Annotated in this window: 11 protein-coding genes; 2 read left to right on the forward strand and 9 right to left on the reverse strand. The window is 64.9% G+C overall.

The features are described 5' to 3' along the window. Nucleotides 1–254 precede the first annotated feature (254 nt). Nucleotides 255–7,754 (forward strand): type I polyketide synthase, encoded by a 7,500-nt coding sequence (locus tag J3A98_RS04120; protein ID WP_209964205.1) that lies wholly within the window; start codon nt 255–257, stop codon nt 7,752–7,754. A 9-nt stretch (nt 7,755–7,763) separates the two neighbouring features. Then, nucleotides 7,764–9,116 (forward strand): aminotransferase class I/II-fold pyridoxal phosphate-dependent enzyme, encoded by a 1,353-nt coding sequence (locus J3A98_RS04125; protein ID WP_176685072.1) that lies wholly within the window; start codon nt 7,764–7,766, stop codon nt 9,114–9,116. A 9-nt stretch (nt 9,117–9,125) separates the two neighbouring features. On the opposite strand, the gene J3A98_RS04130 is transcribed toward J3A98_RS04125, so the two are convergent. The 9 genes from J3A98_RS04130 to J3A98_RS04170 form a co-directional block, all read right to left on the reverse strand. Next, complete coding sequence (locus J3A98_RS04130; RefSeq protein ID WP_209964207.1) at nt 9,126–9,581, reverse strand: transposase; 456 nt, start codon at nt 9,579–9,581, stop codon at nt 9,126–9,128. 1,517 nt (nt 9,582–11,098) lie between these two features. Continuing rightward, nucleotides 11,099–12,142, reverse strand: a complete 1,044-nt coding sequence (locus J3A98_RS04135; RefSeq protein WP_176685666.1) for a phytanoyl-CoA dioxygenase family protein — start codon at nt 12,140–12,142, stop codon at nt 11,099–11,101. Between the two features lie 3 nt (nt 12,143–12,145). After that, nucleotides 12,146–14,290, reverse strand: a complete 2,145-nt coding sequence (locus J3A98_RS04140) for a capsular polysaccharide biosynthesis protein (RefSeq protein ID WP_209964211.1) — start codon at nt 14,288–14,290, stop codon at nt 12,146–12,148. Next, a complete protein-coding gene (locus tag J3A98_RS04145) occupies nt 14,290–14,856 on the reverse strand; it encodes a GNAT family N-acetyltransferase (RefSeq protein WP_121162019.1) in 567 nt (188 codons plus the stop codon). The genes J3A98_RS04140 and J3A98_RS04145 overlap by 1 nt, the downstream gene beginning before the upstream one ends. A 4-nt stretch (nt 14,857–14,860) precedes the next feature. Beyond that, nucleotides 14,861–16,396 carry an LTA synthase family protein gene (locus tag J3A98_RS04150; RefSeq protein WP_209964214.1) on the reverse strand — a complete coding sequence of 512 codons (1,536 nt, stop codon included), beginning with the start codon at nt 16,394–16,396 and terminating at the stop codon, nt 14,861–14,863. A 7-nt stretch (nt 16,397–16,403) separates the two neighbouring features. Next, the gene (locus J3A98_RS04155; RefSeq protein ID WP_209964217.1) at nt 16,404–17,180 is read right to left on the reverse strand and encodes an SDR family NAD(P)-dependent oxidoreductase; all 777 of its coding nucleotides are present in this window, start codon (nt 17,178–17,180) and stop codon (nt 16,404–16,406) included. After that, on the reverse strand, nt 17,177–18,496 hold the full coding sequence (locus J3A98_RS04160) for a capsular biosynthesis protein (RefSeq protein ID WP_209964220.1): 1,320 nt from the start codon (nt 18,494–18,496) through the stop codon (nt 17,177–17,179). Before J3A98_RS04160 ends, J3A98_RS04155 begins: the two co-directional genes overlap by 4 nt. Continuing rightward, nucleotides 18,436–20,457 (reverse strand): capsular polysaccharide biosynthesis protein, encoded by a 2,022-nt coding sequence (locus tag J3A98_RS04165; RefSeq protein WP_209964223.1) that lies wholly within the window; start codon nt 20,455–20,457, stop codon nt 18,436–18,438. Before J3A98_RS04165 ends, J3A98_RS04160 begins: the two co-directional genes overlap by 61 nt. Before the next feature lie 301 nt (nt 20,458–20,758). Continuing rightward, nucleotides 20,759–21,988, reverse strand: coding sequence for a phosphotransferase (locus tag J3A98_RS04170; protein WP_348635613.1), 1,230 nt, complete (start codon nt 21,986–21,988; stop codon nt 20,759–20,761). Between the last annotated feature and the right edge of the window lie 210 nt (nt 21,989–22,198).

Here is a 22,198-nt window from a genome sequence, read left to right on the forward strand (position 1 = left end):
CGCCGATCCGTGAACCATCCCTCACCCCAGGGTTTTCCCACCCCGGCAACCCGCGTATCATCCGCATACACAAATCTGAACATTCCCACGCCAGTTCCAGACCATGAGTCTTGCGCCCCCTGTGGGCATGGCAGTTTCAGGTACCCAGACAATCATCAGTGACATATAACGACTGGCCAGTTTCGTGGCCGGGCCAGGCATGCCGGCTGTCCGACGGATGGGACGGTGCCCGATGAGATTTGAAGGAATAGGTTTTGATCAAGCGTAGAAAGGTTGCAATCGTTGGTTGTGCGTACCGTTTTCCTGGCTCTTCCAATGCAGGCTTCTGGCAAAACCTGATGGAGGGGCGCGACCTGGTGACCCAGGTTGACCCGTCGCGTTGGAACAAACGCGAGTTCTTGCACCCGGACAAGGCCAGCCCTGCAACCAGCTATACCTTCGCCTCAGGCACCCTGGGGGATATCAGCGCTTTCGACGCAGGCTTCTTCAGCATCTCGCCGCGTGAAGCCGCGATGATGGACCCGCAGCAGCGCATGCTGCTGGAAATGTGCTGGGAAACCTTCGAAAACGCCGGGGTCAAGCCGTCCAGCCTGCGTGGCAGCAACTGCGGCGTGTACCTGGGCATCGCCGGTGTCGAGCAGTCCTACCGCCTGCTCGAGGACCTGTCGGCCATCGATGGCGCCACGGCGACCGGCAACACCATGAGCATCGCGGCCAACCGCCTGTCGTTCTTCTACGACCTGCGTGGCCCGAGCATGGCCATCGACACCGCCTGCTCGTCGTCGCTGGTGGCCTTCCACCAGGCGTGCCAGGCCATCCTCAGCGGTGATGTCGACCAAGCCGTAACGGGCGGTATCAGCCTGCACATGCACCCGTTCGGCTTCATGATCTTCGCCAAGGCGACCATGCTGTCGCGCACCGGGCGCTGCCAGTCGTTCGACGAAAACGGCGACGGTTATGCCCGCTCCGAAGGCGGCGGGTTGTTCCTGCTCAAGGACTACGACCAGGCAGTGGCCGATGGAAATACCATTTTGGCGGTGGTGGCGGCCAGTGCGGTGAACACCGACGGGCGCAAGTCCAGCCTGACCCTGCCCAATGCCGAGGCCCAGGCGGCGTTGCTCAAGCGCGCCTACACCCAGGCCGGCATCGCCCCCGAGCAGTTGGACTACCTGGAAGCCCACGGCACCGGTACCGCCGTGGGGGACCCGATCGAAACCCGCGCCATCGGCGAGGCGCTGGGCCAGGCGCGCGGCGCCGGCAACCCGCTGCCAATCGGCTCGGTGAAAAGCAACCTCGGGCACCTTGAAGCCGCCTCTGGCGTGGCCGGCCTGATAAAGGCACTGAACTGCCTGGCCGAGCGCACCGTGCCCGCTACCATTGGCGTGCAGGCGCTGAACCCGAACATCGCGTTCGCCGACCTCAACCTGCAAGTGGTCACCGAGCCCCTGCCGCTGAAGGCCGATGGCCAGTTGACCGTGGGGGTGAACTCGTTCGGCTTTGGCGGCGCCAACGCCCACGTCATCCTGCAAAGCCCCGAGCCACAGGCGCCGGCAGCGCAAGCGGCCAGCGCCCCGCGGGTGCCGTTGCTGCTCAGTGCCAAGAGCGAAGAAGGCCTGCGCGCAACCGCTGAACGCTTTGCCGCCTACCTGGCCGAGCAGCCCCAGGCCGACTATTACGATGTGGCCTACCAGGCGATGTATCGCCGCGATGCACACAGCCACCGCCTGCTGCTGGTCTGCGACAACGCAGCCGAAGCCGCCCAGGCGCTGGACGACTATGCCCAGGACCCGACCCTCAGCGAACTGAGCGCAGTGCTGGAGGCCGGCCAGGCCCTGGACGGCGCCTCGGCACCGGTATTTGTCTATTCCGGCAACGGCTCGCAATGGCAGGGCATGGGCCGGGCGATGCTCGACCAGCCGCTGTTCGCCGCCGCCGTGGATGAAGTGGACGCGTTGTTCCAGCCCTTGGCGGGCTACTCGCTGCGCGCCGAGCTGCTGGGTGACAACGGCGAAGGCCGTTATGCGCGCACCGAAATCGCCCAGCCGGCGCTGTTTGCCCTGCAAGTGGCGGTTACCAAAGTGCTGGCTGCCGAGGGCATCCACCCGGTGGCGGTGATCGGCCACAGTGTGGGTGAAGTGGCGGCGGCCTGGGCCAGCGGCGCGTTGAGCCTGGAGGACGCCACCCAGGTCATCTACCACCGCAGCCGCCTGCAGGGCCTGACCCGTGGTACCGGGAAGATGACGGCGGTCGGCCTCTCGGGTGAGGCCACGGCGCAACTGATTGCCGAACTGAAACTGGACGGCCGCCTGGTAGTGGCTGGCGAAAACAGCGCCCGCGGTGCCACTGTGGCCGGTGAGGTTGACGCCCTGGCACTGCTGGAGGCGGCCCTGGAAGAGCGCCAGGTATTCGCCCGTCGCCTGGACCTGGACTACGCCTTCCACTCGCCGGCCATGGACCCGATCAAGCAAGCGGTTATCGACGACCTCGCGCATATCCGCCCGCAGGCTACGAAAATTCCGTTCTACTCCACTGTCGTCGGTGGCCAGTTGAACGGCGAACGCCTGGACAGCCAGTACTGGTGGCAGAACATCCGCTTCCCGGTGCTGTTCCAGGGCGCGCTGGCTGCCCTGGTGCGCAATGGCCTTAACCTGTTCGTCGAGGTGGGCCCGCATGCGATCCTGCGCAGCTACGTCAACGATGTGCTGGCCGAGTGCGAACAACCGGGGCAGGTGATTGGCACCCTCAAGCGCAACGACCACAGCCCGCTGCTGCTGGAACGTACCGTAGCCCGCCTGCAGATTGCTGCCGTCGAGCCACAGTGGCAGGCGCGCTTCCCGGTGGCCGGGCGCCCGCTGCGCCTGCCTAACTACGCGTGGCAGCACGATCACTTCAGCTTGCCGGTCACTGCCGAGGCCTATGGCCCGCTGAGCCACGAGCGCGTGCACCCGTTGCTGGGTTACCCGGTAACAGATCAGGCGCTGACCTGGGAAAACCGCCTGGATACCCAGCAGTACCCGACCCTGGCCGACCACAAGGTGGGTGAGTCGGTACTGTTCCCGGGGGCAGGCTTTACCGAGCTGGCCCTGGCGGTGGCGCAACTTCACCAGCCGGGCGAGTTCGTCGATATCGAAGAGCTGGAAATCCACAACCCTCTGCTGCTGAGCAGCGAGGTCAGCAAGAAAGTGCGCGTGCAGGTCGAAGAGGCCGACGGCACGTTGCGCATCAGCTCGCGCACGTTGATGCAACGCGAAGACTGGGTACAGCATGTGGTCGCACGCTTGCCGGGCGAGGCGCGCGGTGTGCTGCTGGACACCCGGGCACCGGCGTTGCCAGCCCGCCCGGCAGACTTCACCGGCGAGCAGCACCTGGCAATGACCAGCGCGGTTGGCCTGAACTACGGCCCCGCTTACCAGACCGTGGCCGCAGCCTGGCTGGAGGGTGAGCGCGTGCTGGCTCAGTTGGCCGTGCCTGCTGCCATCGAACACGAACTGGCAAGCCTGCACCTGCACCCGGCGTTGCTGGACGGTGCCTTCCAGCTGATTACCGAGCTGCTGGCCAGCCGCCAGGGGCATGACGATGGCCTGGCGTTCATCCCCGTCAAGCTTGGGCGCGTTGCCTTTACCAATGCTGGCGGTGTGCCGGTGCTGGCCGAGGTGCGCCAGCGCAAGCGCACCGCGCATTCGCTGCTGGTCGACTTCACCCTGTTCGATGCCAGCGGCGCTGCCGTGCTGGCGATCAAGGATGCGCGCATGCGTGCCGTGCGCCTGCAGTACGACCGCAGTGGCGATATCAAGCGTATGGGCCATGTAGGGCAGGCCGCGCCAGGCGCGGTTGTGCCTGTGCAGCGTAAAGCCGCGGCCTGCTCGCCGCTGGCCGAGGCCCTGCAGTGCCTGGCGGACGAGCCGGCGCAGGTGCGTTATCTGAATGAAGTGGAGCCACTGCTGGATGTGCTGTGCAGCAGCTTTGTCCTCGATGCGGTGGAACAGGCCGGCGGCTGCATCAGTGCCGAGCAAGTCGCGCAGTGGTCGCAGGGCCAGGGCGACTTCCTGGCGATGCTGTTGCGCCATGCCGAGCACGACGGCAGCCTGCAGCGTAGCGCTGACGGCGGCTGGCAACTGGTCGACCAGGGCGAGCGCCCGACCTCGCAGGCTATCTGGCAAGAGCTGTTCAGGAGCTACCCCGAGTACTTCCAGATTATCCATTCCGTTGGCCGTATCGGCCGTCATCTGTCGGCGTTGCTGGATGGCAGCCAGGCCTTCGACACCCTGCAACCGCGCGAAACCAGCGGCGCCAGCCTGGCGCGCCTGGTGCTGGGTGCGGCAGGGCAGCAGCACCTGCTCAGCGGCATTGGCCAGACCTTGGCCGCGCGCCTGGCGCAACTGCCGCCCGGCCAGCGCCTGCGCGTGCTGGAATTCGGCTTTGGTGGCGCTTCGTTCGCCGAGCTGTTGTACGCCGGTCTGGATTTCGATCGCCTCGATTATGCCTACTGCGTCGCCGAGCCTGAACTTGAGCAGCGCCTGCGTGACGATTGCCCGGCGCTGGAGGTCCTTGGCCTGGAGCAACTGGCCGACGCCGGTACGTTCGACTGGGTACTGGTGCCGACCGATTTTGGCCCCCTTGATACGCTGGGTGACGCCCTGCGCCTGGCCAGTGGCCGGCTCAACCCGCACGGCCAGTTGGCGCTGCTTGGGCAGTACCCGGCGCGCTGGGCCGATTTCGTCTTCGGTGCCCAGCCAGACTGGTGGCTGGCCGGCCCGCAGCAGGCGTTGTCGCGCCAGCAAGGCCCGGCGTTCTGGAGCCATGAGCTGCAGCGGCATGGCCTGACCGCATTGCGCACGCTGGAGGCGTTGCCGGGTAACGCCTGTGGTAGCTACCTGTTGCTGGCGGACAAGCCCGCCGGTGCAGACACTGCTGCACCTGTGGCCGTGCAGCGCTGGGCCGTACTCGCCGAAGCAGGGCAGGGCGCCGCCCTGCGCCTGGCAGAGCAACTGCGCGCCCAAGGCCAGCAGGTTGACCTGTTGCAGCCGGGTGACGCCCAGGCACTGGCCGCCCAGCTTGGCGCCTTTGCCCAGCCCCCTGAGCATGTGCTGCACCTGGCCGGTTTCGACAGCGGCACAGGCCTCGATGGCCAGGCCGAGCGCTGCATGCAAGCGGCCGCGCTGGTGCAGGCCTGTGAGTCGCTGACGATCGCCCCGCAGTGCTGGCTGTTCAGCCGTGGCGCTGCCGAGCACCTGCACAGCGTCGACACCGCCGCTGACGTTGCGGCCATCGGCGACGCCGCCTTGTGGGGCTTTGGCCGTACCCTGGCCAACGAATCTCCGCACTGTCGTATTCGCCTGCTCGATCTGGCCCACGCGGCAGCGGTCGAGCTGGCGGTACCCGCGTTGTTGCACGCCGACAGCGAAACCGAGCTGGCCCTGGACGGCGAAGGCCGTCGCTACGTGCCGCGCCTGCGCGTGCTGGCCGACCAGCCGCGCCGCGCAGTGGGCGATGCGCAGTGGGTGTGCCTGGGCTTCGACCTGCCGGGCCAGCTGCGCAACCTGCGCTGGGAAGTGCGTGAGCCGCGTCAACCGGCGGCGGATGAGCTGGACATTCAGGTGCGCGCGACGGGCCTTAACTTCCGTGACGTGATGTTCGCCCTCGGCCTGCTGTCGGACGAAGCCATCGAAAACGGCTTCTCCGGCCCTACCCTGGGCTTCGAATTTGCCGGTGTGGTGCAGGGCAAAGGCGCCGAGGCAGTGGGCGACTTCGCCCCGGGTGACCGTGTGGTGGGCTTTGGTCCCTGCAGCTTCGCCAACCGCCTGGTCACCAACGCCAACGCCGTTGCACGCATCCCTGAAGGGATGTCGTTCGAAGCGGCGGCGACCATTCCGAGTACCTTCTTCACCGTGTACTACGCGCTGCATCACCTGGCGCGCCTGGAGCCGGGCGAGAAGGTGCTGATCCACGGTGCTGCCGGTGGCGTGGGCATCGCTGCCATCCAGATCGCCAAATGGCTGGGGGCAGAAATTCACGCCACCGCAGGCAGCGACGAGAAGCGCGACTTCCTGCGCCTGCTGGGTGTGAGCCACATCTACGACTCTCGTTCGCTGGCTTATGCCGACCAGGTACTGGCAGCCACCGGTGGGCGTGGTGTGGACGTGGTGCTCAATTCGCTCGCCGGTGAGGCCATCAACCGCAACCTGCAGGTGCTGAAGCCGTTTGGTCGCTTCCTTGAGCTGGGCAAGCGCGACTTCTACCAGAACACCCGTATCGGCTTGCGCCCGTTCCGCAACAACATCAGCTATTTCGGTATCGACGCTGACCAGTTGATGAGCGAGCGCCCCGCGCTCACCCGCCGTTTGTTTGCCGAAATGATGGAGCTGTTCGAGCAGGGCATTCTGCATCCGTTGCCGTTCCGCGAGTTCGACGCCAACCAGGTGGTCGAGGCCTACCGTTACATGCAGCAGGCGCGGCAGATTGGCAAGGTCGTGGTGACTTACGCCAACCCCATCCAGCAAACTGTCGACACCCGTGTGCAGCCGGTGCGGGCACTGCAGCTTGCCAACGATGCCAGCTACCTGGTCACCGGCGGCCTGGGTGGCTTTGGCTTGCGTACTGCGCAGTGGCTGATCGACAAAGGTGCCCGTCACCTGGTGTTGCTGGGCCGTCGTGGCCCGGCCAGTGAAGAGGCCCAACCGCAACTGGCGTTGTGGCACGCCCAAGGTATCGATGTGCAGGCCGTGGCGTGCGACATCACTGACCGTGAACAACTGCGCGGTGTGTTTGATCGCATCGCCGCCAGCCCATGGCCACTGCGTGGCCTGGTGCATGCCGCGACGGTGATTGACGACAGCCTGATCCGCAACCTTGACGGCGAGCAGTTGCGTCGCGTGCTGGAGCCAAAGGCCAAGGGCGCGCAGTACCTGCATGAGCTGGCCCAGGGCCTGGCGCTGGACTTCTTCGTGATGTTCTCCTCGGCCACCACCTTGTTCGGCAACCCCGGGCAGGCCAACTACGTGGCGGCCAACCACTGGCTTGAAGCTCTTGCGCGGCACCGTCGTGCTCAGGGCCAGGCAGCCACCGCCGTGCTGTGGGGCGCCATCGACGATGTCGGCTTCCTGGCGCGCAACAGCCAGATCAAGGACGCCCTGCAGAGCCGCATGGGGGGCTCGGCGCTGCGGGCCGAGGCTGCCTTGGCACAGCTCGAGGCCATGCTGGTGCAGGGTGATAACGGCCATGGCGTACTGGAGCTGGACTTCAAGGCGCTGGCGCGCTTCCTGCCGAGCGCCACTACACCGCGCTTCAGCGAACTGGCCCGCGCCTATGGCGGCGACCATGAGGATGAAGGTGGCGGTGAAGACATCCAGCGCATGCTGGAGGAGCTTGACGATGGCGAACTGCTCGAACGCTTCGTAGACATGCTCAAGCACGAGGTGTGCGAGATTTTGCGCCTGCCGCCGGCACGCCTGGATGCCCAGCGCCCGCTGCAGGAAATGGGGCTCGACTCGTTGATGAGCGTCGAGTTGGTGGTGGCGCTGGAAGAGCGTTTCGGTATTCGCCTGCCGGTGATGGAGCTGAGTGACAGCTCCAGCATCGACAAGCTTGCCGTACGCTTGCTGGAGCTGCTGCGCGGTGAAGCGGGCAGCAGCGAAGAGCAACTGGCGCAGAATGTGCTTGCCCGTCATGGCAGCGAGCACAGTGCCGAAGAGTTGGCGCAGTTGAACGCAGCCTTGGCCGACAGCAACGCGGCACCCAACCGATTGATTGATTAAGAGTGCCAGATGACAGCCAGAACCCCGACCGGCCTTGGTGGCGATGCCAAGCAACGCCTGATCCAGCAAGCCCTCGCCCGACGCCGCCATGTGGCTGCCGAGGGCGAGCAGGGCGCCACCCTGGAGCAGGTGCAGCAGGCTGCCCTGAAGGTGCCCGAGGCGCACTATCGCTTTGACCTGCACCCGGGGTACCAGCAACTGCGGGTTATCCAGCAGAGCGCCATGCAACTGGGCGTGAGCAACCCGTTCTTCCGTATGCACCAGGGCACCGCCGGTGCTCAGACGCAGATTGGCGAGCGCGAGTTTCTCAACTTTGCCAGTTACAACTACCTGGGCTACTCCGGCCACCCGACCGTGGCCGAAGCGGCCAAGGCGGCGATCGACCGCTACGGCACCTCGGTGTCGGCCAGCCGCCCGGTTTCTGGCGACCGCCCGCTGCACCGCGAGCTCGAGCGCGAGCTGGCGCGACTGTACGAGGTGGACGATGCGGTGGTGATGGTCAGCGGCCATGCCACCAACGTCACCACCATCGGCTACCTGTTCGGGCCACGCGACCTGGTGGTGCATGACGAGCTGATTCACAACAGCGTGTTGCAGGGGATCCAGCTGTCGGGTGCCCGCCGTCTGAGTTTTGCCCACAACGACTGGCAGGCGCTGGACCGCCTGCTGGGCGAGCAGCGCCAGCACTTCGAGCGGGTGCTGGTGGTGGTGGAAGGCATCTACAGCATGGACGGCGACTACCCCGAGCTACCCCGGTTCGTCGAGCTCAAGCATAAGCACAAGGTTTTCCTGATGGTGGATGAAGCTCATTCGCTGGGGGTGATGGGTGCGACGGGCAAAGGTATTCGTGAGCATTTTGGGTTGGCTGGCGATGACGTCGACATCTGGATGGGGACCTTGAGCAAGACCCTGGCCAGTTGCGGCGGGTACATTGCGGGCCGCACGGCACTGATCGAGCACCTGAAGTTTCTGGCGCCGGGCTTTTTGTACAGTGTTGGCATGCCGCCGGCGGTCACGGCCTCTGCGTTGGCAGCGTTGAAGCTGCTGGCTGCTGACAGCGAGCGGGTAGCGCAAGTGCAGGCGCGAGGGGAGCTGTTCCTGCGCCTGGCGCGTGAAGCAGGGCTGGACACGGCGACCAGTACCGGGTTGGCGGTGATCCCAGTGATTACCGGTAGTTCGTTCAAGGCCGGCCGCTTGTCCAGCGCCCTGTTCGAGCGTGGCATCAATGCCCAGCCGATTTTGTACCCGGCGGTGCCAGAGCATTCGGCGCGGGTGCGGTTTTTTGTGTCTTGCGAGCATACCGAAGAGCAGATCAGGCATACCGTTGCGGTGGTGGCGGAGGAGATGGCGCGGCTGGGGTGATGGCCACGCCTACAGCCAGATGGCATCCCAGTGCGGGTATTCGCCGACATTGGGTGCCAGGCCGGCCCTGACCGGGTTGGCAATGATGTAGCGAGCGGCGTTGAGCAGGTCATCATCCTTGCGCATGGCGCGATCGCAGTAGCCCGCCTGCCAGATGGGGTTGGTTGTTACGCCGGCCTTGTGCAAGGCATGGCTGGACCTTGATTTGAAGCGGCGCATCAACGTGGCCAGCGTCACCTGTTTCAGTTCTATCAGCCAATGCACATGGTCGGGCATGACCACCCAGGCCAGCGTGACGCAGCTGTTTTCCCGGTCTGCCTGGCGCAAGTGATTGACCACCAGCCTGGCCAGGTTGAAGTTGTGAAACAGCGGGCGACGCTGGTGGGTGACGGTTGTCAGCATGTACAGCCTGCCGGGGTGTGAAACCCGGTGGCGGCGCAGATGGTGGGCATGGGCGTAGTGCATGTGGTCATCCTTGAGGCTTCGATAGTTCGAGCCAGCGTAGACGCCCTCATGATGCCAGCAGCGGTGCAACCATTGCAGAATGTGCCCACCGACCAGGGGGGGCGGTGATTGGCCAGGGATATTGGCCCGCAGGCCCGGCCCTTTCGCGGGTAAACCCGCTCCTACGACGGCGTATGTCCGACCACCGATGCGTTTTCACCCTCCGTGTAGGAGCGGGTTCACCCGCGAATACGGTGGCGGCAGCAACGGTGAACGGCAAGGGATATTGGCCCGCAGGCCCGGCCCTTTCGCGGGTAAGACGGTCGGCGCCCAACCCCCGATCTGTGCCCACCCCCGATCAGCGTAGGAGCGGGTTCACCCGCGAATACGGTGGCGGCGGCAACGGTGAACGGCCAGGGATATTGGCCCGCAGGCCCGGCCCTTTCGCGGGTAAGACGGTCGGCGCCCAACCCCCGATCTGTGCCCACCCCCGATCAGCGTAGGAGCGGGTTCACCCGCGAATACGGTGGCGGCAGCAACGGTGAACGGCCAGGGATATTGGCCAGCAGACCCGGCCCTTTCGCGGGTAAACCCGCTCCTACGACGGTCGGCGCCCAACCACCGATCTGTGTCCCCCCCCGATCAGCGTAGGAGCGGGTTTACCCGCGAATACGGTGGCGGCAGCAACGGTGAACGGCCAGGGATATTGGCCCGCAGGCCCGGCCCTTTCGCGGGTAAACCCGCTCCTACGACGGCCTGCGTTCAACCACCGATCTGTGCCCACCCCCGATCAGCGTAGGAGCGGGTTCACCCGCGAATACGGTGGCGGCAGCAACGGTGAACGGCCAGGGATATTGGCCCACAGGCCCGGCCCTTTCGCGGGTAAACCCGCTCCTACGACGGTCGGCGCCCAACCACCGATCTGTGCCCACCCCCGATCAGCGTAGGAGCGGGTTCACCCGCGAATACGGTGGCGGCAGCAACGGTGACCGGCCAGGGATATTGGCCAGCAGGCCCGGCCCTTTCGCGGGTAAACCCGCTCCTACGACGGTCGGCGCCCAACCACCGATCTGTGCCCACCCCCGATCAGCGTAGGAGCGGGTTCACCCGCGAATACGGTGGCGGCAGCAACGGTGACCGGCCAGGGATATTGGCCAGCAGGCCCGGCCCTTTCGCGGGTAAACCCGCTCCTACGACGGTCGGCGGCCAACCACCGATCTGTGCCCACCCCCGATCAGCGTAGGAGCGGGTTTACCCGCGAATACGGTGGCGGCGGCAACGGTGAACGGCCAGGGATATTGGCCCGCAGGCCCGGCCCTTTCGCGGGTAAACCCGCTCCTACGACGGTCGGCGGCCAACCACCGATCTGTGCCCACCCCCGATCAGCGTAGGAGCGGGTTCACCCGCGAATACGGTGGCGGCAGCAACGGTGACCGGCCAGGGATATTGGCCAGCAGGCCCGGCCCTTTCGCGGGTAAACCCGCTCCTACGACGGTTTGCGCTCAACCACCGGGCCGGGGGGGGGGACTGGGCGTGGGTCAGATATGCGGTGCCTCATACGCATTCAACTGCTCCACAAACCGCCAATGGCTCTTCTTGCCAAACCCCATCAACTGCTTCAACCGGATATCCCAACGCATGTGGTGGTTGGCAATCCATGGCAATGCAAACAGGTGCGCCCCGCGCCAGGGGATGAACGGGTTACGCCGCAGGCTGGCATAAATCTCGACGCGGTGGCTGGCCTGATGGCTCGCGCAGCGGGCATGGAAACCAGAGGTATCCGCCACCACCAGGGTGTTGGCTGGCACCGCAAAGCGACGGGGCGGCGGCAAACCGAGGGCAGCCAGCTCGGGCTCGTCGATACGGAACGAACCCTCACGGTGCATCTGCTCGCTGGAGCGCGCAGCCCCCAGGCTTTGGCGATACTCCCAGGCCAAACGCTCCGGCGTCAGGCGGTGCGACCCCGGCACATAACTGAACGGCCCTTGGTCATCCGCCACATCGTCCAGGAACAACCACGCCTTCGCCGTAGGGTGAAAGGTGTCAGCATGCAGGCGGGTCTGCGGGTCCTGGTCGGCATTGGCGGCGTCGATCACGATCGACTGCAACTGGTAGGTAATGCCACCGGTATTGGACGACGCATACGCAATCAGGTCGCGTACCCCACGGTCCGCCACAAACGCCGCACTGGCCGGGTTTTGCGCCAGCACGTCCTGGTCAAGGCTGACCCGGCGGGTAACCGCACGGCCCTGGCGCATTTCCCAGCCGGTGCTGCGCAATGCACCCAGCTCGGCGCGCAAGGCTGCAAACTGCTCGGCAGGCAGGGCGTTTTCACGGATGAAAAAACCGTTCTGCTCAAAATGCGCGCGCTCACCGGCATCCAGCCGCGAGGCCAGCGCATTGCGACGGTAACCTGCCATGGCCATCGCCAACTGACGACGCTGCACATGCAGGCCCAGGGCATTGAGCCGGGCGCTGCCCAGCACCGGGTTGTTCTCGAACGACTTGGCATGGGTAGCCAACTGCAGGCAATGCCAGGGGAGTGCCGCGTAACGGCCGATGTCCTTGATCGAAACAGGCATGATCTAGTCCTTTGATGGGGCCAATGGCCGGCCACAGCCGAGCATGGTCCGGGTATAGTTGAGCAACGGCGCCACTCGCCGATAGGCCACCCGCGCCGGGTGTGGCGCGTTGAGGCAGGCGAGGGCGTGCCAGGCATCGCAGGGCAGGTCTTGCTGGACGTCGGCATAGCGCGCATAGCGCAACAAGGCGCCGGCTACCAACTGGTCCAGGGTTAAACGCCGGGTGCGGCGCGGCAAGGGCTGATGGTCCTCGGTCAGGCCCCAGCCGGCATAGAACGGCGTGCCATAGGTGACCACCGGCAGCCCGCGCAGCAAGGCTTCGAAACCGGCGGTGGAACTGAGCGTATGCAGTGCATCGACCTGGCCATACAGGCTGGCGATGTCCACACCCGCCAGGACCTGATCGGCCAGCCCCATCAGCTGTGCCGGGGCAATGTGCCCGCGGCGCTTGCCGGCTTCCACGTCGGGGTGCGGCTTGTACAGAATCCAGGCATCCGGCAACCGCGCGCGCACCTGTTGCAGCAGCCGCAGGTTGCACCCGGCACCGCCACCGCTGCACAGCGCCGAGGCATCATCCTCGACCTGGCCCACCACCAGTACCCGCAGCTGCCCCGGCTGCGCCAGCAGGGCCGGGCGCACCTTGCTGCGCAGGTTGAACTTGCTGGTGCCGCTGGCAACGATCTGCGCCCGCAAGCGCGCCGCTTCTGCCAGGCATGGGGCGTCAAATTCGCCCTGCTGCAACAGCTGCTCCAGGTCGCTGGCAGACTGCGCATCGTAATGAATGCCACCCCGGTCCAGCACCAGTGACAGCGCCGGGCTGTTGGTTGCCCCCAACCCCGTGGAGCGCAAGAAACCATCCTCGACCCGCCACAGTGGCACCCCCGCCTGGCGCGCACGTTCGGCCAGGCCGGCCGGCTCGCGCGCAGCCCACACCAGCAGCCGGCCCTGTTCGGCCGCTACCTGGCTTATCAGTTGCGGGCTGTCCACGCTGAAACGCAACTGCCCCCAACGGCTTGCGAAAAACCGCCGGATGTTGTGCTGCTTGTGCCGCTTCACGCCCAGTACCGTGGTGGGGCCGGCAAACGCAGCATCGCGGGCTTTCTTGTTGGCCAGCTGGCGGGCAACGGTCAAGGCATCGGTCAGTTGGCCGCTCAATGGGTCGACATAACGGCAGTAGCGCACATAGGCCGCCGCCACCAGTTGCACAAGGTCTGGCCGGGCCTGCCGGCGAGCAATGGCCATGCGGTCATCGGTCAGCCCCCAGCCTGCATAGAACGGCAGCCCGAAACAGGTCACCGGCACGCCCTGGATCAACGCCTCCAGCCCGGCCTGGCTGGTGCCCACGTACACGCGCCGTGCACGCCGGGCCAGTGACGCCCAGGCTACCGGCCGCGCCTCCAGCGTGACCCCACGGGCCCGCGCGGCATCCAGCAGGCAACTGGGCTTTTGCCCGCCCAGGCAGTCCGGGTGAATGCGCACGCGCACGTCGGCATCCGGGTTTTCTGCCAGGGCCTCATCCAGCATTCGCACGTAGTCGGCTTCGCATAGCCCGCCACCCGGGATCGAATAATCCCCGGCAGTCTGGTCCACCACCAGCACCAGCGGTCGTTCACGGCCTAGCGGGTCGTCGTCGGGCAGGTCCTGGGCGTTGTTGTACTTGCCGATGCCGCTGCTGCGCATCAAGGCAATCAGTTCGCGGGCGCAATCGAGTTCGTATGCGCTGAGCGCCTCGGGCTGCTGCAGGATGTTTTCCAGCAGCGACGGGCGGTCTGCCAGATAGTGGATGCCCACCGGGTCGACCACCATGGACATCGGCGTATCGCCCTCGATGCCAAGCGAAGAAGAGCGCAAAAAGCCGTCTTCCAGCGCAATGTAGGGCAGCCCCCAGCGCTGGCACAGCACCCGGGCATGGGCCGAGGACTGCTTGTAGCCGATACCGGCAATGGCCTTGAGCCCTTTGGGCGCCTTGCGGCCGCGGCGCCACAGCCAGAAGGGCGGGCCTTCCGGGCCGAGGAACTGCGGCAGGTGCAGCACCTTCCAGGCCACCCATTGCGACATGATGCCGATCCAGCCGCTGCCGTCTACCAGGGCATCGGGCGGTACGTAACCTTCGGGCGGGTGGGGTACAAAGGGCGGTGTGTTGTGCATTACACAGCCCGCCACATGTTGCGCACCGGCGGGAACGGCACCCAGCGCTTGCGGCGCAGGGCAAAGCCATTATGCAGGTACAGGTGCTGCGCCCGATGATTGCTCAGCGGCACCTCCAGCTCGACCTGGGTAAAGCCCTGGCCGGCGGCGTGCGCGCAGCACGCCTGCACCAGCGCCGAGCCCACGCCTTGCTGGCGTGCGGCCTTGCTGACCCGCAGCCCGTACAGCAAGAACGGGTAGCGCCATTCGCGCAGCTCGCTCAGGCAGAACCCGATAAACCGCACCCAGCCACTCAACACGCCGAACTCACGCACGAACGGCCGCCAGTGCAAGGCAAACGGCCCGCGCCGGCCATGCTTGAGCGCGGCAAAGCCCAGTGCCTGCTCGCCATCGAAGGCCAGCAGCACACGGTCCCAGTGGATAGCCGCCCCCAGCAGGCGATAGCGGCAGGCCGTATTGCCAATCAGAAACGCCAGCGACCCCCGCCCCTCGGTCAGCAAACGGGCCAAGGCAGGGTCTGCGGCACGCTCCGGCGACAGGTCCGATCCCAAAACGATACGCACCACGTTGTCAGGCTACCCCGGCACTGGCCATAGGCGTGTCCTGGCGGGGTGCCGGCGCCAAGGCATGGGCCAGCAATGTGCTGGAAAGCTGCTGCACCGGCATTGGCCTGGCCCGGCAGCCAGGCTGGCGGCGGTTGGACCACACCAGGTAGTCGGTATCCCCCGCGGGCGCACCGACAGCCTGGTACACCTCGGGCAAAATCGGCACATGGTCGCCAAAGAAGCACAGCAGCGCCTCGTTCGGCTGGGCCAGCAAGGTTTCGCGCAGCATGCCCAGCATGCGGTCGGCATTGCCGATGTGCCGCAGGTAGGGCGCCAGGTCTTCCATGCCCGGTTGCAGCGGGCGGTCGAACCAGGCGGGCAGCTCGTGCGCGGCTACGCTTTCCAGGTGCAACGGGCCATGGTTTTCCATGGTGACCGCATGGATGAACAGCGGCTGGGTGCGGCCTGGCGCCTGCAGCAGCGCGCGGATTTTGTCTGCCACGGCGCAATCACCAATGAACGGCCCGGCCTTTTGCGAAGCGTTGAACGCCTTCACATCGATGAATTCATCAAAGCCCAAGGCCGGCAGCACCTTGTTGCGGCCATAGAAACCACCATCGTACGGGTGGATGCAAATGGTCCGGTACCCCTGCGCCTTGAGCCTGGAGGCGATACTGGGCAGGCCTTGGCGGGCCAGCACCCGGTACGGGTTGAAGCGGTGCACGCCCAGCCGGTCGGCGGGGATGCCGGTAAGGTAGGCGAACTCGGTACGCACCGTATTGGCGCCCCAGGCCGCCACCTGCAGCTTGCCCCGGGCCAGCGCCTGGCTGGCCAACAGGTCGTACTGGTCGAGCACTTGCGGGCGCACGCCAGGCCACAGCCCACGCACATCGAAGAACGACTCGCTCTGCACCGAGACCAAGTCCGGCAGCGCCTCGGCCTGGGCCGCTGGCGGCTGAGAAGAGGCTGGCACAGCCCCACCCGCAAACGGCGAGCCCAGCCCGTCGCGATCCACCGGCGCCCGCGCCGCCCAGAAGTACCGCCACAAACTGGCCGCCAGGCCCCAGCCGCGCACATCCCGCTCGGCATCAAAGCTCGGCCGCACAGGCCGATGCCCCAGGCGCAGCAAGCCCAGGCCCAGCGCCAGTGGCAGCAACGCCTCAAGCCGCGTGCCCGGCACCTCGAAGCTCAACCCCGCCCACAGGTAAACCAGAAAGCCCACCGCCAGCAGCGCGGCCTTGCCAAAGCCAAAGAACGGCAAGTACAACCGCGGAAACTTCACTGCATCGCTGAAATACTCGAAATCTGCACACACAAACGGCTCGCGCAGCGAGTGATACTTGGCGTTGCTTACCAGCACGATCAGCAGCCACAGCAGCAACACATTCACGCCACTGAACAACGGCCGCGCCGTCAGTGCATACAACAGCCCGAAGGCCACACACCACAGCCCCGCGTGCAGCAGCCAGCAATCGGCCGGGCGACGCAGGGCAGGGCGGGGAACCAGCAGGCGCTCGACCGCGACGGTCAAGCCCAGGCCGATCAAGGCGACCGGCAACATGGAAACATCAATCACTGTACTTCAACCCACGCAGGATCATCGAAGAAAGCCACTGCGGGATAAGCCCCAGCAGCCAGGTGCCCAGGTTGAGCGGGAACGGAAAGCTGATACGCGCCTGGTTCGCTGCCAGCCCGCGCTTGATACGCCTGGCCGCTTTGTCGGCGGTCCACAGAAAAGGTTTAGGCCCGGGCATTTCGAAGCACATCTTCGACTCCACATACCCCGGCACAATCACATTCACTTTCACCCCTTCCGGCGCCAGCCAGTCGCGGATGGCCTCGCCGTATACGCGGATGGCGGCCTTGCTGGCGCTGTAGGTCGGTGTGACCGGCAAACCACGCCAGCCCGCCAGCGAGCTGAACAGGGCGATCTGCCCGTCGCCACGGCTGCGCATGGCGGGCAGGGCAGCCTCGACAGTGGCCAGGGCGGCCATCACGTTCACTTCCATCAGGGCGCGGCTGTCGTCCCAGTCTTCCGCTTCGCCATTGGCGCCCACGGCGGTGTTAAGCCCGGCACCCACCAGCACCAGGTCGGGCTGATGCTGTTCGCTTATCCGGCGAACCATGGCCCGCAGGGCGTCCAGATCGCGCACGTCGAGGGCCTCCAGCAACACCTGGGCACCCAGGGCGCGGCATTGTTCGGCCATTTCGGCCAGGCGGTCCTGGCGCCGGCCTTGCAGGATCAGCGTCACCCCCGGGGCGGCGTAGGCAGGCGCCAACGCGCCACCGATACCGCCTGTGGCGCCGGTGATGAGGATGCAGCGGGGTGAGGCATGCGAACTCATAGGTATTTTTCGATTCTTGAGGTTTTCGCCATCAGCACTTCCAGGCAGTTGGCCACGGCCATGTCCATGCCGCAGGCGGTGTAGAAGCCGCCGTTGACCTGGGTGGTGTGGATGACGGTATTGCGGAAGCGTTGAAACAGCGTGTTGTCGGGCGCTTCGGGCTGCTGCCAGAAATCATCCAGCCCGCCCTGGTGGGTTAGCCCCGGCATCGCGTAGATCGGCTCGGCCAGCGTGCAGGTAGGGCGGTGGTGCAGCAATGCAGAAGCCCCCGCGGTACTGTTGACGGTGATCATGCCGGTGATGTGCGAGAGCAGCGTAGGCATGTGCCCGCTTTCCATGAAGTCGACACGCTCGGCCACGTCGTACTTACGCGCCAATTGCTCGGTCACCTTGCGGTAGTTGACCAGCCCAGGTGTCAACGGGTGGTTTTTCACCAGCAGGCGCGCATCGAAGGGCGCGTTGAGCGAGAACGAGTCGATCACATGTTCGATCACCTGGGTCATGTTCTGGAACGGCGAGTGGTCGCGGATTTGCGAATCGCTGTCCAGTTGCAAGGGCAGCAGGAACGTGGGGTGCCGTTCGCGGGCCACTTCGGCCACCAGCGCGTCGTCATGCACACGGGCACTCAGCAGGCGCATGCCCTGGCGAATGAAACCGGCGTACTCCACGGCTGCGTTGAACGGGGCATGGGTGCGGTAGCGTGGGAAGCACAGCCGGTTCAGCGCGCCGCCGGCGTGGTACAGCACATCGTGCGTGGCACGTGCGGCGAACGACAGCTTGAACGGGTTGCCATTCTGGTAGCGCGGAATGTACTTGCCCACATCGCGGTACCACTGTGGGTCACGTGGCAAACGCGAGTTGTTGTTGACCCCGTCGCGTTCCAGCGTCACCCAATACGGCCGAAAGTAGCCTTCCTCGAACACGTGCACGCGGATACCCGACAAGCGCGCCAGGGTCACGGCCGGGCGGTGTACCGGGCGACAGTCGCCGAATAGCACCAGGTCGGTGATACCCAGTTTGTGGAACACCTGTGAATACCAGGCCTGCATGTCTTCCGGGGCGTGCGGGCAGGTCAGCTGCGCGCCGCTGGGGCCATACAGGGCGTCACCGACATTGAAGCGCACACTGTGCACCCGCTGGCCGATATCCCGCAGCCCCTTGGCAAGGCGACTGAAGAAGGGCGAACTGACACCCTGAAGCAGCAGAAAATTGTGTGACGGGATACGCAGCAGCGGACCACGCGTCGCCCTTGCATTCAGTTGGTCGGGCGCTTCATGCCCAACAAACTGCTCAAGCGTCGTTTCAAGTCCTGCCATCGGGAGGGAGCTCCAGGCTGCGGTAAGGCGTGCCAATTTTGAAGTTCGTATAAGGTTCGTTCGGCGGTGGTGAAGCGGTTGGTCACCAGGCTTACGTAAGTGGGGTAGAGCAGCAGCGTGCCCGCTACCAGCTGGTCCAGCGTCAGTTGTCGGCTGCGCCGTGCCTGCACCGGTGCTTGAAGGTCCATGTCGCGGGTCAGCCCCCAGCCGGCGTAGAACGGCTGGCCGTAGGTCGTCACCGGCACACCGCGCAGCAGAGCCTCGAAGCCCGACTGCGAGGTCAGTACATGCAATTCATCGACCACTTCCAGCAATTGCTGCAGTGGCGTATCGCCGATCACTTCATCGCACCAGTGCACGGTTTGCGCTTCGTCGTCACCGCGGGCGCGCGTGCCGGCCAGTACCTCTGGGTGGGGTTTGTACAACACCCATGCATCAGGGTTTTGCTCACGCACGGCGCGCAGCAGTTGCAGGTTGCTGCGGATACGGTTGCCGCCAAAGCGGATGGACGCATCGCCCTCCACCTGGCCAGGCACCAGGATCACCCGTTGCGCATGCGCGGGGCGCTGCCAGCTGGCGCCGGGCAAGTTGTACTTGGTCAGCCCCGCCGCGCAGATGGCCAGGCGCAAAGCATGCGCGCGGGCTAACAACTGCGGGTCGAACGGCTCTTCAGCCAGGATGCGCTCCAGGCGCGAAGGCCGGGTGGCGTCGTAGTAAATACCCAGGTCATCGACCACCCACGACAACGGTCGCGCCTTGCCGGCGCCCAGGCCGACCGAGCGCAGGAAGCCGTCTTCCACTCGGTTGACGGGCAGGGGGTGGGCGCTAAGGTGGGTGTCGTGCTTGCAACCCCAAGACACCACGGGCAAGTCTTGCGCCAGCGGTTGCTCGGGCTTGACGAAGCGAATGGCCGCGCCATTGAAAAACAGGTTTGCCAGCGGTTCTTTCCAGCGGCTGAAACCCAGCATCTGTACGGTGCCTGGCAACACGCTGCGGTGCCGCCGTTGCAGGCCCAGCCAGTTGATCAGCACCTCTGGCGTACACGGCTGCCCACGTTCTGGGCAGACATAGCGCGGGTAGGCCACCAGGCTGGCATGAATCAGTTGCGCCAACGGCACAGGCTTGCGGCGCGAAGGTGCCGGCAAGCGATCGTCGGTCAGCCCCCAGCCGGCATAGAACGGCATGCCCCAGGTGTGCACCGGGACGTTCCAAAGCAGGGCATCGAAGCCCAGTTGCGACGTCATCACGAACACTGCACGCATGCGTGGCAGCAAATCGGCCGGGTGAACATTGTGGGCCAGTACCTGCACCCGCGGGTTGCTGGCCAGCGCTGCCAGGTCGAAGTGCCCGGCCTTGCGCCCGGCCACCACGTCGGGGTGCACCTTGAGCACGATGGTGCTATGCGGGTAGCGGGCCAATGCCGCCTCCAGCATGGCCCGGAAGTCGCCGGCCCCTGCACCTTGCAACGAGGCATCGCCACAGGTCTGGTCGGCCACCAGCACGCAGTCGGCCGGCAACGCTGGCAGTTCGATGCGTGCGTCGTTGTACTTCGACACCCGTTGCTGCTGCCACAGGTCACGTAGCGCCAGGGCACGTTGGGTTTGCTCGGCGTCTAGCGGTGTGGCGATCAACTGTTCGAGGCGGGACGGCTGGGAGGCGTCGTAGTACACGCCCACGTCATCGACGATCAGCGACAGGGGCGGCTCGTCGGCGCCCAGGCCCACGGAACGGATGAAGCCGTCTTCCAGCGTGAGAACGGGCTTGCCAGCCTTGTGCGCCTCGGCCATCGCCTTGATGGCGCTTGGCTTGCGGCCCCAGGCCATTACCCAATCAGCGAGCTCGACATCGCGCACGGCACCGCTTTGCAGCGCGAATTCGGGCAGCAAGGCAGGCAACGTACTGATGCGCTGGGCTCCTTTAGACAGGATCAGCAGGCGAGGGCGGGGCGAAGCGTCGTCCATATACGTGGAGCGGCATCCATTCAGCAAAGGGGCGGCATGGGCCTGTAGCCCTGCGGGTCCGGTGGAAACAAAGGATGGCGAATCTTAATACAAATTCACATTTGTAGGCGCGCCGCTGGGCAAAAATCGCGAAAAGAAATTAGACGATATGTGCAGATGATGACCTATGGCATCAGAATGATATCTGATCCCGACAAACTCCCCCGAAAACGCTGCGTACCACACACCGCTGGGGAACGTACGCACGCCTGTAGGAGCGGGTTTACCCGCGAAGCTTTTTCCCATGGGTACAAAAGCTCACCTACTCCTGATCCAGCATCTCCAGCAAATAGGTGTATTTTTCCAGCAGCAACCCCATCCGGTCGCGCTCCTTGTACTCAGCGACCGTTTCTGGGCGCAAGCAGTGGAACAGAGCCGTGAGGAGAAACACGTAGCGCAAGTTACCTAGCGCCTGTTCCACATCGAAGCGCTCCGGCAGGGCTGCCCGATACGTCTCGATGAACTCGGCCTGCGCTGCCAGGAATACCTTCATGTCCTTGCGCCGGAACAGGCTGCCCAGGTATGCACCGCCGTCAAAGCCTATGCGCCCAACCTTTACCTCGCTCCAGTCGATCAGGTGCAATTGGCCATTGTCGACGAACAGGTTTTTGCGCAGGTAATCCATATGGCTGATGCAGCGTGGGCTGCGTCGGGCCTGGGCTGCCATGCCGCGAGTCACTGGTAAAAAGGCCTTGAAACGCTCAGCCAGCCCTGCAAAGCGTTCGTCTTCGAGACCGAGTTGCGCCAGCGCAGGAAGGCAGCGGGCAAAATTGAAGCGTGGGCGCAGCAGGAACCAAGGCCTGAAGAAGTCCATGCTCCAATACAAGGGCGTTTTGGCGAGTGGTTGCGACTCCAGGTAGTCGTGGCTCAAGCTTTCAAGCTCGACAATGCCAAGCGCCAACTGTTTGGCGATCGCATGCATACGTGGAGGCATGCCGCGCACGAATTCGGTAAAGACCAAGCTTTCCCAAGGCGTATCGATCACGCCTATGCAGGCGGGGTAGTGAAAGTGCGTACTTCCCGCCAACATCCCTTCGGCGCGGTGGAAGCGCGCCTCCTGGCTGCTGATAAACGCAATTTTGCGGATGGACTTTTCCACTATTTCGACGGGTTGCCCGGTGCACGGATCCTTCAGCCGATGGTGACGCACGTAGTTAACGAAGGATGCATTTGCACCTAGGACTTCGGTAGTGATCTCCAGCGTTTTCTGGCCCCAGTGAGGGGCAAGGGCTTGGAGATGGCTCTCGAGTGAGGCGGCGTGCCAGCGGTAGAGGGTCTTGCCTGCTGCGTGCCGTCGTGTAGAGGGATTCATAACATCCATGTTGCCACTGCCATACGTCCAATTTGAAGCTGAGAAAGGGGGGTATGCTGCTGTATGAGCGGCCTGTGTACAACGAAAAGTTACAACAAGATATTGATTTGGAAGGGAAGAGAGGGCTGAACGCCCTGTGGTTCGAGGGTTGCCGCTGGCATCGGGCTTTGTGCAAGGCACCTCGTATAAGGCCCTCCTACGAAGTTAGTTAACTGGTTGCCGGGTGTAAAAGCCTGCAGAGGCTGGGGTGTGAAGAAAAAGATTAAATTTGATATCTCAATGCCATCATTGGCGCAAAGTCGGCGCTTAGTTCTCTGTTCTGCTAGCGTCGCCGCCAGTCAGATTGCTCTGAGACGGGGGCTTCCGCACTATGCTTCCAGCTGTAAAAAC

Source organism: Pseudomonas sp. BP6 (genome assembly GCF_017875935.1).
GTDB lineage: Bacteria > Pseudomonadota > Gammaproteobacteria > Pseudomonadales > Pseudomonadaceae > Aquipseudomonas > Aquipseudomonas putida_Y.